The organism is Cuniculiplasma thermophilum, assembly GCF_052315355.1.
In the GTDB taxonomy this organism is placed as follows: Archaea; Thermoplasmatota; Thermoplasmata; order Thermoplasmatales; family Thermoplasmataceae; genus Cuniculiplasma.
The window spans coordinates 1-13,883 of the sequence record NZ_JBLSDF010000043.1; the positions used below are offsets into that span (position 1 = coordinate 1).

The following is a 13,883-nucleotide window of genomic DNA, read 5'->3' on the forward strand; positions in this document are numbered from 1 at the left end:
CGGATTTGCTGCAGACAAGAAGATGCTTGGATGGAATATAGCACAGAGGAGAGATGACAGGATAGACAATGCACTATTCTGCACGGGCACATGGCACAATCTGTTCAATATGGGTAGATCTTAGAATAGTGTCCCACACTCTTCAATAGGGATCATTATAAATATTCGTCCGCCATGCATCTCCTATTATGTGCATTCTATCAAGGTCTTTCCTTTTCAAACTCGCTGGCGTAAATATTCTCAAGGGAAATTGTTCCCATAATTTGGAGGCGTAATCCATCTTAGGAAATTAGTGGATGATTGCCATCGAGTCCCCTTAAATGAATCTTTAAAATCTAGAAAGTGAATAGTATTTGATACACACCTTTTTTTCTAAGTCCGGAAAGTTTACAAATGCATTTCAAAACAGGAGTAAATAGGGTCAGAGGTCCAAACAGGTTCATTTTTATAATATGAGTGAAACAATATATGAAATCAAAAATTCAATTAGATATTCTCATAATAGATTCGGTGGTAAACGGATTCTCTAAATACCCACTCTGGATATTGCTCTCACTATATCTGAATGGAAGAGGCTTTAATTTCATAGACATAGGTATCATACTTGTATTATCCAATATTATATCATCCCCATTTCTCCGAAAATCAGGAAAAATGGTTGATAAATTTGGGAGAAGAAGATTCACATATATTTTGCCATTATTTCTCCTGATAGCCTATTCCTTTCTCTATGTTACAGTACTTTTCAACTTCAGCATAATTTTCATCTTTGGGTTGCTTACCCTTATCTCATATTTAAGTTCATTTGAATCAACGCTCAAAAATACAATGATCACTGATCTGAGTCTTGAAAATGAAAGGAGCAGGTATTTCTCCATTATGAGAATATGGGCTAACGTGGGAATAGGCATAGGCCTGGTCTGTTCCGGTATTGCTTCAATAATTTCTTATTCCATATTCTTCCTTGCCCCAATATTTGGCTCCATATTTCAGTTTATTTTGTTCCTTTACTTTTTCCAGGAAACTGTTGAAGTTCATAAAAGACAAGAATATACTAAGCAACAGGTAAAAATAAATGGTCAGTACGGGAGGATAATAATGGTTTCAACACTTATATCAATCTGCTTTGCAATTTCTAACCAGTATGAAACGCCTGCAATGCCTCTTTATCTCTCCACTCAGTGGCTTCTGAATCCTGTTTACATTACCATTCTTTATTCTGTTAATACTATGGTTGTTGTATTTTTTCAAAGCAAAATAACTTCTTTGGCAATCAGATTTAAGGAATATAAGGTCTTTTCCTATGGCATACTTTTCTATTCCCTTTCTTTCTTCATATTCTCAATCACGGGAAATATCTTTCTTCTCGCATTGGCCATAGTGATTCTGACCATTGGTGAAAATTTAATGAGTCCAGTATCAAGTTCCATAATATCCAAGATTGCGCCCGAGGATCAGAGGGGGGAATATTTTGGTATCAATTCTTTAATTTACAATATTGTGACACCGGTTTCCCTGTTCCTTGGAATAATACTTCTTCAAATATTCAGTTCCCACGAGGTCTTTGCTATGTATTCTCTTTCAATGCTCTCTGCCTTGACATTTTTCTTCGCTTATGCATATCTGGGAAAGATCACAAAAACAGGGAGCAATTTGCAAATGGCCCATAATTAAAAAAAGGAAAAAGGTTTAACATTTTATACGTTGAAAAAATATGCACTCTATGAAAAATGAAATAAGTTCAGGAATTATTGTTTTTAAGAGAAGCGAAGGTAAAATTCTCTTTTTATTTCTAAAACGTCTAGAAGGTTTTTTAGATTTTCCAAAGGGCCACGTGGAGAAAGGAGAAAATAATTCAGAAGCGGCTAAGAGAGAGACATTTGAAGAGGCAGGGATAAGATGTCATATAATTTCAGGATTTGAAGAAAGCACAAAATATTACTTCAATTTCAACGGGGAAAACATAAGGAAGGATCTAATAATGTTCCTTGGGGAAGTTGACTATGAGACACCGGTCATAATTTCCAACGAGCATATAGGTTATGAATGGCTGGATTATGATGCTGCAATGTCTAAACTGAAATATGCCAATCAAAAGGAACTAATCAAAAAAGCAATGGATTTTATTAATTCACTGGAAGAAAAGAAAGGCCTGCAATGAAACTATACAAATGGGATAGTTCCTATCAAAATTATTCCCATGATGTAATCAACGTAATAAGGTGGCATTTTTTCCAAAAGATTTCCAAGTCCTTTTGTACCTATATAGGCCATAATGCTTATGGAAATGGTGCTTGCTGCAACGAATGAGATAACTATCTCAGAAGCATTCATTAGATCCATTTTAAGGGTAGAGAACATAAATGGAATTATGGCAAAGTCAGGGAAAACACTTACTGCCAAAGCCGATTTTACCGTTTCACTCACTTGGTGATTCTCCTGTCTGCTTTCCAGGTATCCATTTAGAATGAAGTAAATTGCAACTATGCCAAGTAAGGATCTCCCAACAAGGGTGAAGCCAACATTAAGGTAGTAAACAAAGATAAGTCCCAAAATTGAGGCCGCAATACCAACAGCTACAGAGATAAGTGAGTGAGTTATTCCAAGGATCGCAGCAATATCTTGTGTTCTCAATCTTGTATAATTGAATCGCCTTGATAAACTGGAAAGAGGTAGCCAGTGGTCAGGGGCCATCATATGAAGCGTTCCAATTACCACCACGGCTGTCAGAACGGGAATAAAGGAGTTCATCTGTTTGCCTTTAGATATACGAAGATATAATGTATTTGCAATAAAGAGGGCACCATGATCTGTTAAAAACAAGTTCAACTTGGATTTAGAGTATGAGAATTATTGTATTTGTATGGATTCAGTAATTGTGAAAAATAATGGCTGGGAGGGGTTTTCTGAAGATCATATAATGCAGGCCTCTAAGATTTTGTTGAGAGATTATGAGGTAAAAAGCAGCAGATTTGTTAATTCTGGCTTCAATAATAAGGTCTTAATAATCAATAATGAAATAGTGTTAAAATTCCCCAGAAATTCGTTCTCATCGGAAAGACTGATTGCAGAAAAGAAAATTACCGACCTTTTGATCAATTTCCCCTTCGGGTTTCCCAGATATAACATACTGTCTGTAGACAAAAGGCTGGTAGGGAAGTACAGGTACATCGAAGGCTATCCATTAAGAAAGCTGAAGGTAATGAATGAATGTGTAAAGCATGATTTTTCAAAGTATTTTGATTATATATCTGAATTTGATATGACGAGTATCCAGAAAGGACATATTGTTATAAATGATACCGACAGCTGGGTAAAATCACAACTGAGTCTTATGGAAAAATTTGAAGACATTGAGAGAACATATATTGATAAGATGTACTTTGAATTTCTGTGGAATGAAATTAGAAGACTGGAGACATACCTTTCGGATGAAGATTTTACTTTGATCCACGGTGATTTCTATAGAGATAATATAATTTTACAGAACGACCTCTGCCATATATCTGGAATTATCGACTGGGGAGAGGCATGTTCCGGAGATATTGCATTTGATCTTGCTTCATTGGCAGTTGACTACGATCTGGGTACTGTTTTAGATCTTATACCAGCAAGATTTCGCCCAGAAAAGGAGAAGATTCTTAAGAGAATCAGTATTTACAAAAAAATTGAGCCTCTTTATACCCTTTATTTTGTTATAAAGGAGGGGAGAGATAACGAAGCGAAGATACTGTCAGAGGAATTTAAAAAAAGTTTACAGTAAAGGTATTGAAAATCAAGGAGGTCCAATTGAAAATGGGGAATAAAAAGCAGGATAAACGTTCTGACACACTGAAAGTAAGCTTGAATGGCAACTTGGTGTTAATCAATATAATAAGGGAAAGGAGGAAAAGCGAGTATATTCGTCTTGGGAGAGATGGAACCTTTATCATGAGGTTTCCAAGGGAAGCAGGAGAGGATGAAATCCGTTCATTTCTCAAAAGAAATGAAGGATGGATAAATGAGGTTTTGGAGGCAAGGAGAAAATATGAAGAAGCCAGAGCAAAAACAAACTTCACTGATGGGGAAATGCATCTCCTGTTTGGAAGATATTACCACATAAGGATTGTTAATTCGGGAGAATGCCTCCATTTTGACGAGTCTTTTCTCCTAAGATATGATTGTAAGGAAGATTATGGAATACTTTTCAGGGATTTTTATACCAAAGCATTAAAAGACTACCTGGACAGAAGGCTCAATATTCTATCAAAGGAGTACAATTTCCATTACACATCATATCGGGTTGGTAAAGCAATAAAGAGATGGGGGAGTTGCTCACATGACGACAGACTGACCTTCTCATGGCTACTGGGAATGGCCCCTCCTGAGTGCATAGATTATGTAATAATACACGAATTAGTGCATACCAAGATCAAATCCCACGGTAAGGTATTCTGGTCAGAAGTGGAAAAAATTCTTCCAGATTGGAGGTTAAGGAGAGATTGGCTGATACAAAACCACAGCATCATGATATCTGTTTCTCCTCAGGACTGAAGAAGCATTATGCTTATTGAAACACCATAATAATCATAGATTTGGGTTCCATAATTATCTTATATAGGTTAATTTTAAGATAAAATGAAAATTAACATTCTATGGCCAATGAAAATATGAGTCATAATGAATCTTCTGACCAGATTAAGTGGATAGAGCCAAGGTACGTTTCAATAATGTACATAATAATTGGTTTTCTTCTACTGGTGGTGGCGCCATATGCCATGACGATCAAATCAGATATATTCAACGACGACGTTCTTATCATAAATACGGTATTCAGCTTTATCTTGATTCTTTTGGGTATTATTAGTTTCATGAATAATACGGACAGGAGATATTTCCTCAAGAATCTGTTTCCCATAATCATGCTTATTATGGGAATAATCACAATTTTCATGTATTCGCACTTTTACGATACAAAATGGGACGAAACATACCATCTCTATATTGTAAACATAACGGATTCTGGTGCATTCCATATAGCATATTACAAGGCCAGGGATCTTATATCAGAAATGAGTTCCCTTGGGGGAGTCGTTATAGTACTTGGGGCACTCTATGAGATTCTCTACGGAAGAGTAAAGGGAAGATAAAATTATATTGATTTTTTATTTCATTCTCTATAGATATTGAATCATATATGATTTTTACAAGCATTTCCAACTGATGTATTATATTTTAAGGGAGTTTATGGTGACAGGGAGAATTATCAAAATTAGAAAAGATCCTTTGTTGCATTTGACCTCATTTAATAATTTCCAGCAAGAGTATGGATATGATCAAACATTAAATTAGAAATCCCTTTCTCTTGATTTATCTTTCACTCTACTTTGATCAATGGCAAACCTGCCCTGTGAAACTGTTCTATCTTTTCAACGGCTTCATCTACCGGTGTAAAGGATCTAAGAATATTCGGAAACTCAGGATCGGGGGCAGGTTGGTTCTTGAAATTTACCCAGACTGGTACTATTGAAGATTGAATGGCACCAAGGATATCTGCTTTCCAGTTATCCCCAATCATTATGGTCTCCTCAGGTGAGCATTTTGCATATTCCAGGGCTATCTGAAAAATTTCAGGATCCGGTTTGAAGAAACCAAAATCGTAGGCTGGAATCATAAAATCTATGAGATGGGATATGCCTGTCTTAGTGATCTTCTCCCTCTGGTAGTCACCCATGTGGTTTGTGACTATGCCAATTCTGTACCTCCCATGAAGTTTCTTTAAGAATATATTGGATCCCGGGATGGCCTTTCCATATTTGATATGAAGGCATCTTATTCGTTCATGAATTTCTCTAACCATATCCTCCTTTAAGGGAAGGCCCACATTCTGAAGAAATAGATCCGTTCTTTTCAGATTCACTTCATTAACTGGCATTCGGTCAACTGTGAGCATATTTTTCATACCATAGTCATAAAAGTAGAACCTAGAAACGAGTTCATCCAGGGGTATTGGACGAAAAAATCTGTATTCCTTTCTAAGCTGAATAAATACGTTTCTTATGCCACCAAGATCATCATATAGTGTATTATCAAAATCCAGTAAGATCGACTTAAGCATTTAAAATCAAACCTCTTATATCTCAAATTTGAAATTATTCTTTCCAATTTACCCTATTGATCTTGCCATAAAGTAATTGTCTATATGGTTTATGATAAAATTTTAAGCATATATTTGATACATATCTCTCCGTAAAAGAAATTAGGGTATGTAGTAAATTTATAATTAACACAGCGTCATAAAAAATAGAAATAAAATGGGTTTCAATGGCATAAATGGAGATCTTAATGTTCCAGGAATGATACCCTGGGAGATAATAGTCGCATATTTTCTCATAGCTCTTGGTTTTGTTATATTTTACAGTATGAAGACAGGAGGGCTGAAGGGATACAAGACAGTCGACTTTGTCTATATAGGTATCGGCGCAGCTTTCACTGTGGTCTGGGAGTTCTTTGTTGGACCTCTCTTGGACAAAATAGTGCCGCCTGGTCTTTCCGCCTTTATAGGTTTTGGTTTCTTTGGAAGAATCATAGTGCTTTTCATAGTTGCTGGACTGGTTAGAAAACCAGGTGTGGGAATGCTCAGTCTTGCAATATTCGATATACTTGGTGATATATTCCACTATGGATTCAGCGGGGAACCAGTGTTCGTTTTCTACGAGGCATTAACTTATGGACTATTCATCGATCTTGCCATAACCATAAAGAGAGGAAATCTGTTTGGAAATCTAAAGGATAAATCGAATAAATCAAATATTGGAGCCGCCATAACGGGAGCAATTATAGGTTTCACTTGGGCATTTCCGGATCCATTCTTTTACAAAGGCTTCTTTGGACCATTCCTTTATGGTAGTATAGTTAACTGGCAAAAAATCCTCATATCCTTTTACGAGGCCATTCCTGGAAATATAATTTTAGGAATTATTGCAGGACTTATTGCTCTCAGGGTTTCCAGAGTGCTGGTACAATGAAGGCCATAGAGATTAAAAATCTAAAATTTTCTTATCTAAGTGATGAAAAGCCCACCCTGGAAATTGATGATTTCTATGTGAATGAAGGGGAGAGCATACTCCTAACTGGAAGATCAGGATCCGGAAAGAGCACACTTGTTAACTGTATAAATGGAATTATTCCTAACGTTATAAGCGGGGAACTGTCGGGAAGTATAAAACTTCTTGGCACAGAGGTCAGAGACATGAAACTTCCTGATATTGCAAGGGTTGTGGGAACTCTCCTTCAGGACCCAGAAAGGCAGGTGATGAATTATAACATTGTGGATGAAATAGCCTTCGGACCTGAAAATCTAAGACTGCCAAGAGAGGAGATGGAGAGAAGAATAAACAAGGCAATTTCTGTGGTTGGCATAGGCAATTTCCTGGAACGGGAGACAACGAAACTTTCAGGAGGCGAACTTCAGAGGGTTGCCCTTGCCTCTGTTATTGCCATGGAACCAAAAATTATGATACTGGATGAGCCAACATCCAATATAGATCCGGAGGGAACAGAACAGATATTCAAGTTCATTCAGGAAAACAAAAGTTCCATGACTCAGATAATTGTTGAACATAAGGTTGAAAGAGCCCTTCCCTTCGTGGACAGAGTGGTTGTAATAAATAACGGGAAAATAGTTTTAAACGTATCAAAGGAGCATCTTATGAGGGATGTGGGAATACTTCTGGATGCTGGAATTGAGATACCCGAGGAGTACATCTATGCCAAAGAGCTGGGTCTCCATACTCTGGATCCTGAAATAATAAGGGAAAAGATAAAGGAATCCGGGATTCATCTGTCAAGGAGGGAGCGAAGAAACAATGGGGAAGTTATACTCTCCGCTCACATGGAGGCTGAAGTGGAGGGAAAGAGAATAGTGGATGCAAACCTTAGTTTGAAAAAGGGCCAGGTATACTGTATCATGGGAAAAAATGGGGCTGGAAAGACAACTCTTATAAAGGCTCTCATGGATTTTCTGAATAAGAAGCAGTTTAAGGTCACATCAAGTCTGTATGTTGAAGGCGAAGATCTATCGAAAAAAGACTATGTGATTCGTGGAAGGAAAATAGCATACCTGCCCCAAAGCTTTGATCTGATGCTTGTAAGCAAAAATGTGGAATCTGAAATATATTATTCAGCAAAACACAGAAAAAACCCAGAATTTAAAAAGATCGGAGATAAGCTCATTGAAATGTTTTCTCTGGAGGATAAAAGAATGAGTGATCCTTTGATGCTGAGCACAGGGCAGAGAAGAAGGGTCTGCATGGCTGCATCCCTTGCATCTTCAGCTCATATAATGCTTATGGATGAACCAACATCCGGACAGGACTTTTTGAACAAAAAAATACTTGGTGAAGAGATCAGAAATCTCTGCGAGAGAGGTTTCTCTTTCCTTATCGTTACCCACGATTCGAGATTTGCATACAGATATGGTGACTATATAGGAATTATGGAAAATGGAAAGATAGTTCATGAAGGCACTCCTGATGTAATTTTCAGCAGGTCAGCTGAATACGGGGTCACGGCCCCATCGGATTTTGTTTTGAGGCATTCAGAGGAAGAGGTGATGAACTAGATGTACAGTTTTATGGATACAGTGATAAGCTGGCTTCTCTTTGTGTTTGGTGTAAGTATACCCTTTTACCTTATTTTGGGTGCAATAGGAATATCTGGATTCAGAGAGATTACAACATATGAAAAATACGATACATTTTACTACCGGTTAAATGCCTCTGTGAAGATTCTCCTCTCCATAATAATAGTCCTAATCGCAACATTCGCCATATGGTGGATAGGCGCCATCATAACCTTTGCATTACTGGCCTCATACGCATCCCTGAAAAATGGATGGAGGAAAATGTATCTTGCAGGCTTTCTAATACTTTCGGTGATAATTGGTACTGTATGGGGATACGCCCCCTATGAGCCCCTGTCCATAGTTTCAATGGCACTCCACACACCTGTGTCCAAATTCACCACAATATGGACCTGGCCACCCTATTTCTCAATTTTAGGATATGAACATAACCTCACATTGCAGTCCCTTTATTACAGCCTTCAGATTTCCTTCAGGTTTACTGCTGCTGTCGTGGCAAGTCTTTTACTGGTTATGACAAATACTCCTGCTCAGATCATAAAAACACTCAGTAAATTCAAGATACCTGATCCCATAATATTTTCCCTTGTTGTGGCAATGAAGACAGTTCCGGCAGTTTTTGAATCGTTTGATACGTCAATTAAGATAAGCATGATGAGAGGTTACGGTGGGAATAAGCCTAAGTTTCTCAGACCCTTTGTCATACTGGCAGCAGCCATAGGTTCAATAGTGCCAACCATAGTTCATCTTTTAAGAGGTGCCAAGGATATAGGAATATCAGCGGATACAAGGGCTTTCAGGGCATACCCAACAAGAACCTATTATGTTCAGACACCCTTTAAAAGGGAAGATTACATATTTTCAGGTATACTGATAATGATGGTAGTCGGAACAATTATAGCAATAATGATGGGATTTGGACGGGCGATTCCATATTTAACATAGCCCTTTGAGGCAGTTCCATGGTTTTATATATTTTCATTATTGAAATATAACATCTGTAGGATAGTTTAAAGTTTATTTCCGCATTGTATGTAAATGGAGAAATCTGATCTCTTATATCCGCAGTATGATGGAATGAGTCTATTCAATTTATCTCAAAATATAATGGTAAGCCTGGGTTTGCCTACAAAGAAACCCGTTATAAAGCAGATACCAGAAGATGGAAAAAAATTATCTGTGGTTCTTATTGATGGGTTTGGATATAAGGCAGGAATAAGGGCCGGAATTCTCACTCCGGAGGATCCTTATATAACAAGTGTGTTCCCCTCAATAACTACAACAGCCCTTGTTACACTGATGTCCGGGCAGATGCCAGGAGAGCACTGCATTCTTGGAGGAACAACATACGTGAAAAAGCTCGGGGTAATAGTTGATAACTTTAGTTATACCCCTGTATATACAAAGGGCAGGGACTCTATAAAGGATATCATTCCAATGAAGGATCTTTATCAGGTGGAAAATATAGTAGAGAAGGCCGAAAAAGATGGAAAAAAATGCGCCATAATATCTCCAGACTTTATAAAAAATTCTGAGTTAACAACAATTACCAACAGCACATATGGCACTCATTTTCACTATTACAATATCTGGGATGCCATTTACCATTACAGAAAGGCACTGGAAGGAGATTATGACTTTGTCTATATGTATATTCCATTCTCCGATAAGCTCTCCCACGCATATGGCCCATATTCAGAGGCAAACCTTGAAGCACTTCGTCATATGGTAAATCTCATAAAGAACGTAGCGGCTGATCATAAGGACAAGTTCAGGGTTGTAATAACTGCAGATCATGGGCACGTGGAAGCAGGAGAACCTGTTGATATGGGAAACAATAGTGATCTGAAAGCGGCTTTCGAAATTCCTCCCTTTGGATCAACAAGATCGGTCTTTTTTTCAGGCAATAGCGGCCTTCTCGATATACTGAACAGGGATTTCCCACGATTATATATCTTCGACAACAGCAGGCAGAATTTTAAAAAGCTATTGGGTTCATATGACGGGCATAAAATAGCAAGTTTCGATTATATTGGTGTACCTTCTGATGCAAGTTCGTACTTTTATCCTGGGACAAATGATGAGGGAAATACCAAATATTTTAAGGGAAGACATGGTGGATTGTGTCCGGATGAGATGATGATACCTCTCATAATAATTAATTGATAAATCTCTCTTATTCTATCAGTCTGATCCCTATAGTATTCATTCAATTTTTCTTCTCAATTATATTTTGGAATATCCCTTTGACTCACTTATTTCCATGATTTTTGGAATCCATTATGGATTGAAACAGATTGCGAATCACATTCTTTGTTCACACTGGGGCATGTCCATGCATAATTTTCAATTAATTTGCATATAATTTTGATTTAATTTTGAAAAATACCCTTTATGGCCTTAGTGATAACAATCTGATAATTATGAATTCAACAAAGGTAATTGCCATAATATTGGGAATACTGATGGTTGGATTTGCGGGTGCTTTTGTTTACGTATATTCTGATTTGAATGCACACAGTCAGAATAGCCCTGCAGTGACCAGCGATCAGGTTCTTGGAGATGCTTTTTCACATTGGAATGATATATCCATTGAAAACTCAACCCTTCTTGGAAGTCAATATGCCAGCAATGCTTCTCTTCAATGGATAGGTGGCCCACTTTCAGGGACATATTCTGGAATAAGCAGTATAACTGCAACCTGGAATAAGTTCTTTAATCTGTGGGGTGCTGTTTGGTTTTACACTATATCACCGCCTTCTGTGTCAGTGGATGGCCAGTACGCAACTGTGCAGTCTCAAAATCAGTTCGTTGTTACACCTGTTAATGCACCATACCAGGTACAGTACATTAACGTGAGCTATAATTTGGTATATTCAACATCAACAAACCTCATACAGAAAGAGGTGTGGAAGATCACAGGAACTGGTTTCATCAGCACCAACGATCAGAATGCTTCCATAAATGAAATTACATCACTTGCATTCAGCCACTGGAACAACATAGCAATTGAAAACATTTCCACCGTAATGTCTGAGTATGCAGGCAATGCAACTCTGAACTGGGCAAGCGGCCCACTCAAGGGAGTCTATAACGGAACAGTGTCAATACAGAGTACATGGAACAAATTCTTTGGTCTCTGGAACGCTGTCTGGTTTTACACTGAAGCTCCACCTGTGGTAACAATTCACGGCAATGTGGCCACTGTTAATGCAACAGTTCAATTCATAGTCCAGAGCAGTTCTAATATCTCAAAATTCATGTACATAAACGTAACATATGGACTTAAATATATGGAGACAGGTTTCAATGTGCACGACGGCATATTCCAATACCAGATAGTCTATGAGAACTTTGACAACACAGCCATTGGCCCCATAAATAAGGTCTAAGAATAAAACCTTATATTCTTTTTTATTTATGAGCCAATCTGGTAGTGTAATATTTGGACAGGGAGACTGAGATAATTGTCTGGTATGTACTTGGTGCCACAAGAGGAGGCCCAATGAGGTTCAGAATATTGAGAAAAATAATGAATGAACCGGCTAATAGACACTCCATAGCTAATGATATTGGGGTAAATTACAGAACTGTGGAACATCATCTGGATATTCTCCTGAAAAATGGGTTTGTCATCGAGGAAGGTGAAGGATATGGTAAAATATATTTTCCATCACAGAAAATTGAAAAGTTTTTCGTGGAAATAGAAGAAATGATGAGAAGAAAGGGGTTATTAAATGACTGAAATAATGTGGGATTTAAACATAGCTGTACTGAGTGCAGAACTTTTAATCTCAATTCTGCTTATTTATGTATTCACAAGAGAGATTAAAAGAAACAGTGTAAAGGTGTACAAACCAATTCTCTTAATGGGTGCGCTTATTCTCATGCAGCAGGTTGTATCCATATACATTTATTATGGGTTTTCTCTGAATTATGGGTTGGTGCTTTCAGTACCATTATTTGTAATAAATCTGTTTGGTATTTCCATACTGATTCTCATATACAGAATACTTAGTCCATAGTATTAAAGAAATGATATGGGGTATAGAAACGAAATGTAGATCCAGGCAGAATATCCAAAACAGTAAAATCAAAAAGTTCAGGAAACGAACTATCACAAAGAAACAGGTCATTAAGCAAAGTACTTCTTTGAACAGCTATGACTCCTGGAATGAACATCTTTATAGTTTCATTCAGAAATTTCTTCCTTTATGGGAGATTCAGCAATGAATGGAGTTATGTGGGCTTTTATTCAATTTTAATTGATTAAATATTTAGCAGGAGAAAAAATTCGTTGTTTATATCTTTGACATAACTCTTTCCAGGTGTTCCTCATTTGACTTACCATAGGCGTAAAGCTCAATGTCAGAAATCTTTTCAAATCCCAACTTCTGGCATATGGGCATGGATGTACTCCTGATAGCCTGAATTACTGCAATTTCTAAGCCTTTCTTCCTTGCGCCTTCTATTCTTGAAGACACAAGACTTGTGTATATCCCTTTCCCCCTAAACTGATTTAGGGTTCCGGAACCCTGTAGAATAAGTATTTTTTCTTTCATATAATATATACTTACCCCGTAAGCAACAGGTTGATCATACCTACCCAAGAACGCAAGGTAAAGTTCTCCTCCATCACCAGAGTTTGCAACTAATTTAGACCTTATGGTAAATCCCTCTTCAGTCTCACCAAATCCATATGCATTAGAAAGTAAATTTGCATATTCCGGGAGTCTTGAAATTGGTATTTTCTCTATCATAACCTCTTCATTGCCCTTTATCTCTAATCCTTTCAGTTCTGCGTACATTCCTGCCATACCAACTTGGGGGATTTTTATAAGGCCATGTTTTTCAAGTAGCTTTCCGAGGGAGTCTGGAGACGAGGATGGCCCTACAAGCCAGGTGAAATTTTTACCTCGATTGTAGTAGCGTTCGATAACTTTTTCAATTACGTCCTCGCAAATTTCTTCTGGAATATTTGCTAAACCGACGCAATTAAGCGCAAATGAATCCACATTAGATATCCGTCCACTAACACCTTCAATTCCGATGGATTCCAATACCCCATGTTCATAAAATCTTGAATTCATTTCATTGCACGTTGCATCTATAAATGATATCGTGAGTTTACATCTATTAGGTTTACTCTTTCCATAAAGCGAGTCTTTCACTGAGTTTTTTCATTAACACTTCAGGGTGCTATTGTACTTAGAAGTTTTCTGTTATTCTTTTTTCCCTTCTAACTGGTGGTCCGTGATTA

Annotated in this window: 15 protein-coding genes and 1 pseudogene; 13 read left to right on the plus strand and 3 right to left on the minus strand. The window is 37.5% G+C overall.

The window, feature by feature from the left end; genetic code table 11:
* The 3 genes and pseudogenes from ACNF42_RS07550 to ACNF42_RS07560 all read left to right on the plus strand — a co-directional run.
* Positions 1-124, plus strand: a pseudogene (locus ACNF42_RS07550) (ISNCY-like element ISFac3 family transposase); the annotation flags it as partial.
* A gap of 344 nt (positions 125-468) precedes the next feature.
* A complete protein-coding gene (locus tag ACNF42_RS07555) occupies positions 469-1,674 on the plus strand; it encodes an MFS transporter (protein ID WP_443340143.1) in 1,206 nt (401 codons plus the stop codon).
* Positions 1,675-1,723: 49 nt separating this feature from the next.
* A complete protein-coding gene (locus ACNF42_RS07560) occupies positions 1,724-2,161 on the plus strand; it encodes a bis(5'-nucleosyl)-tetraphosphatase (RefSeq protein ID WP_443340144.1) in 438 nt (145 codons plus the stop codon).
* Positions 2,162-2,163: 2 nt separating this feature from the next.
* On the opposite strand, the gene ACNF42_RS07565 is transcribed toward ACNF42_RS07560, so the two are convergent.
* Positions 2,164-2,751 carry a hypothetical protein gene (locus ACNF42_RS07565; protein WP_443340145.1) on the minus strand — a complete coding sequence of 196 codons (588 nt, stop codon included), beginning with the start codon at positions 2,749-2,751 and terminating at the stop codon, positions 2,164-2,166.
* Positions 2,752-2,863: 112 nt separating this feature from the next.
* Here ACNF42_RS07565 and ACNF42_RS07570 point away from each other — a divergent pair, with 112 nt between their 5' ends.
* The 3 genes from ACNF42_RS07570 (at position 2,864) to ACNF42_RS07580 (ending at position 5,129) form a co-directional block, all read left to right on the plus strand.
* Entirely contained in the window at positions 2,864-3,763 is a 900-nt protein-coding gene (locus ACNF42_RS07570) for an aminoglycoside phosphotransferase family protein (RefSeq protein ID WP_443340146.1), read from the plus strand.
* A gap of 32 nt (positions 3,764-3,795) precedes the next feature.
* Positions 3,796-4,533, plus strand: a complete 738-nt coding sequence (locus tag ACNF42_RS07575) for a M48 family metallopeptidase (RefSeq protein ID WP_443340147.1) — start codon at positions 3,796-3,798, stop codon at positions 4,531-4,533.
* Positions 4,534-4,634: 101 nt separating this feature from the next.
* Positions 4,635-5,129: a hypothetical protein gene (locus ACNF42_RS07580; protein WP_443340148.1), complete on the plus strand. Its 495-nt coding sequence runs from the start codon at positions 4,635-4,637 to the stop codon at positions 5,127-5,129.
* Between the two features lie 227 nt (positions 5,130-5,356).
* On the opposite strand, the gene ACNF42_RS07585 is transcribed toward ACNF42_RS07580, so the two are convergent.
* A complete protein-coding gene (locus tag ACNF42_RS07585) occupies positions 5,357-6,097 on the minus strand; it encodes an HAD family hydrolase (RefSeq protein ID WP_443340149.1) in 741 nt (246 codons plus the stop codon).
* A gap of 196 nt (positions 6,098-6,293) precedes the next feature.
* Here ACNF42_RS07585 and ACNF42_RS07590 point away from each other — a divergent pair, with 196 nt between their 5' ends.
* The 7 genes from ACNF42_RS07590 to ACNF42_RS07620 all read left to right on the plus strand — a co-directional run bounded on the left by ACNF42_RS07590 (position 6,294) and on the right by ACNF42_RS07620 (position 12,648).
* On the plus strand, positions 6,294-7,007 hold the full coding sequence (locus tag ACNF42_RS07590) for a hypothetical protein (RefSeq protein ID WP_443340150.1): 714 nt from the start codon (positions 6,294-6,296) through the stop codon (positions 7,005-7,007).
* Positions 7,004-8,602 carry an ABC transporter ATP-binding protein gene (locus tag ACNF42_RS07595; protein ID WP_443340151.1) on the plus strand — a complete coding sequence of 533 codons (1,599 nt, stop codon included), beginning with the start codon at positions 7,004-7,006 and terminating at the stop codon, positions 8,600-8,602. The genes ACNF42_RS07590 and ACNF42_RS07595 overlap by 4 nt, the downstream gene beginning before the upstream one ends.
* Positions 8,603-9,568, plus strand: coding sequence for an energy-coupling factor transporter transmembrane component T family protein (locus ACNF42_RS07600; protein ID WP_443340152.1), 966 nt, complete (start codon positions 8,603-8,605; stop codon positions 9,566-9,568).
* A gap of 93 nt (positions 9,569-9,661) precedes the next feature.
* A complete protein-coding gene (locus tag ACNF42_RS07605) occupies positions 9,662-10,789 on the plus strand; it encodes an alkaline phosphatase family protein (RefSeq protein ID WP_443340153.1) in 1,128 nt (375 codons plus the stop codon).
* Positions 10,790-11,046: 257 nt separating this feature from the next.
* On the plus strand, positions 11,047-12,015 hold the full coding sequence (locus ACNF42_RS07610) for a hypothetical protein (protein ID WP_443340154.1): 969 nt from the start codon (positions 11,047-11,049) through the stop codon (positions 12,013-12,015).
* A gap of 53 nt (positions 12,016-12,068) precedes the next feature.
* A complete protein-coding gene (locus tag ACNF42_RS07615; protein ID WP_443340155.1) occupies positions 12,069-12,368 on the plus strand; it encodes an ArsR/SmtB family transcription factor in 300 nt (99 codons plus the stop codon).
* Complete coding sequence (locus tag ACNF42_RS07620) at positions 12,361-12,648, plus strand: hypothetical protein (protein ID WP_443340156.1); 288 nt, start codon at positions 12,361-12,363, stop codon at positions 12,646-12,648. Before ACNF42_RS07615 ends, ACNF42_RS07620 begins: the two co-directional genes overlap by 8 nt.
* 276 nt (positions 12,649-12,924) lie before the next feature.
* Here ACNF42_RS07620 and ACNF42_RS07625 read toward each other — a convergent pair whose 3' ends face one another.
* Positions 12,925-13,713: a GNAT family N-acetyltransferase gene (locus tag ACNF42_RS07625; protein ID WP_443340157.1), complete on the minus strand. Its 789-nt coding sequence runs from the start codon at positions 13,711-13,713 to the stop codon at positions 12,925-12,927.
* Between the last annotated feature and the right edge of the window lie 170 nt (positions 13,714-13,883).

Excerpts from the sequence above, each read along its gene's own strand:
- ACNF42_RS07555 (WP_443340143.1), top strand. The coding sequence starts at position 469 with ATGAAATCAAAAATTCAATTAGATATTCTCATAATAGATTCGGTGGTA.
- ACNF42_RS07560 (WP_443340144.1), top strand. The coding sequence starts at position 1,724 with ATGAAAAATGAAATAAGTTCAGGAATTATTGTTTTTAAGAGAAGCGAA.
- ACNF42_RS07565 (WP_443340145.1), bottom strand. The coding sequence starts at position 2,751 with ATGAACTCCTTTATTCCCGTTCTGACAGCCGTGGTGGTAATTGGAACG.
- ACNF42_RS07570 (WP_443340146.1), top strand. The coding sequence starts at position 2,864 with ATGGATTCAGTAATTGTGAAAAATAATGGCTGGGAGGGGTTTTCTGAA.
- ACNF42_RS07575 (WP_443340147.1), top strand. The coding sequence starts at position 3,796 with ATGGGGAATAAAAAGCAGGATAAACGTTCTGACACACTGAAAGTAAGC.
- ACNF42_RS07580 (WP_443340148.1), top strand. The coding sequence starts at position 4,635 with ATGGCCAATGAAAATATGAGTCATAATGAATCTTCTGACCAGATTAAG.
- ACNF42_RS07585 (WP_443340149.1), bottom strand. The coding sequence starts at position 6,097 with ATGCTTAAGTCGATCTTACTGGATTTTGATAATACACTATATGATGAT.
- ACNF42_RS07590 (WP_443340150.1), top strand. The coding sequence starts at position 6,294 with ATGGGTTTCAATGGCATAAATGGAGATCTTAATGTTCCAGGAATGATA.
- ACNF42_RS07595 (WP_443340151.1), top strand. The coding sequence starts at position 7,004 with ATGAAGGCCATAGAGATTAAAAATCTAAAATTTTCTTATCTAAGTGAT.
- ACNF42_RS07600 (WP_443340152.1), top strand. The coding sequence starts at position 8,603 with ATGTACAGTTTTATGGATACAGTGATAAGCTGGCTTCTCTTTGTGTTT.
- ACNF42_RS07605 (WP_443340153.1), top strand. The coding sequence starts at position 9,662 with ATGGAGAAATCTGATCTCTTATATCCGCAGTATGATGGAATGAGTCTA.
- ACNF42_RS07610 (WP_443340154.1), top strand. The coding sequence starts at position 11,047 with ATGAATTCAACAAAGGTAATTGCCATAATATTGGGAATACTGATGGTT.
- ACNF42_RS07620 (WP_443340156.1), top strand. The coding sequence starts at position 12,361 with ATGACTGAAATAATGTGGGATTTAAACATAGCTGTACTGAGTGCAGAA.
- ACNF42_RS07625 (WP_443340157.1), bottom strand. The coding sequence starts at position 13,713 with ATGAATTCAAGATTTTATGAACATGGGGTATTGGAATCCATCGGAATT.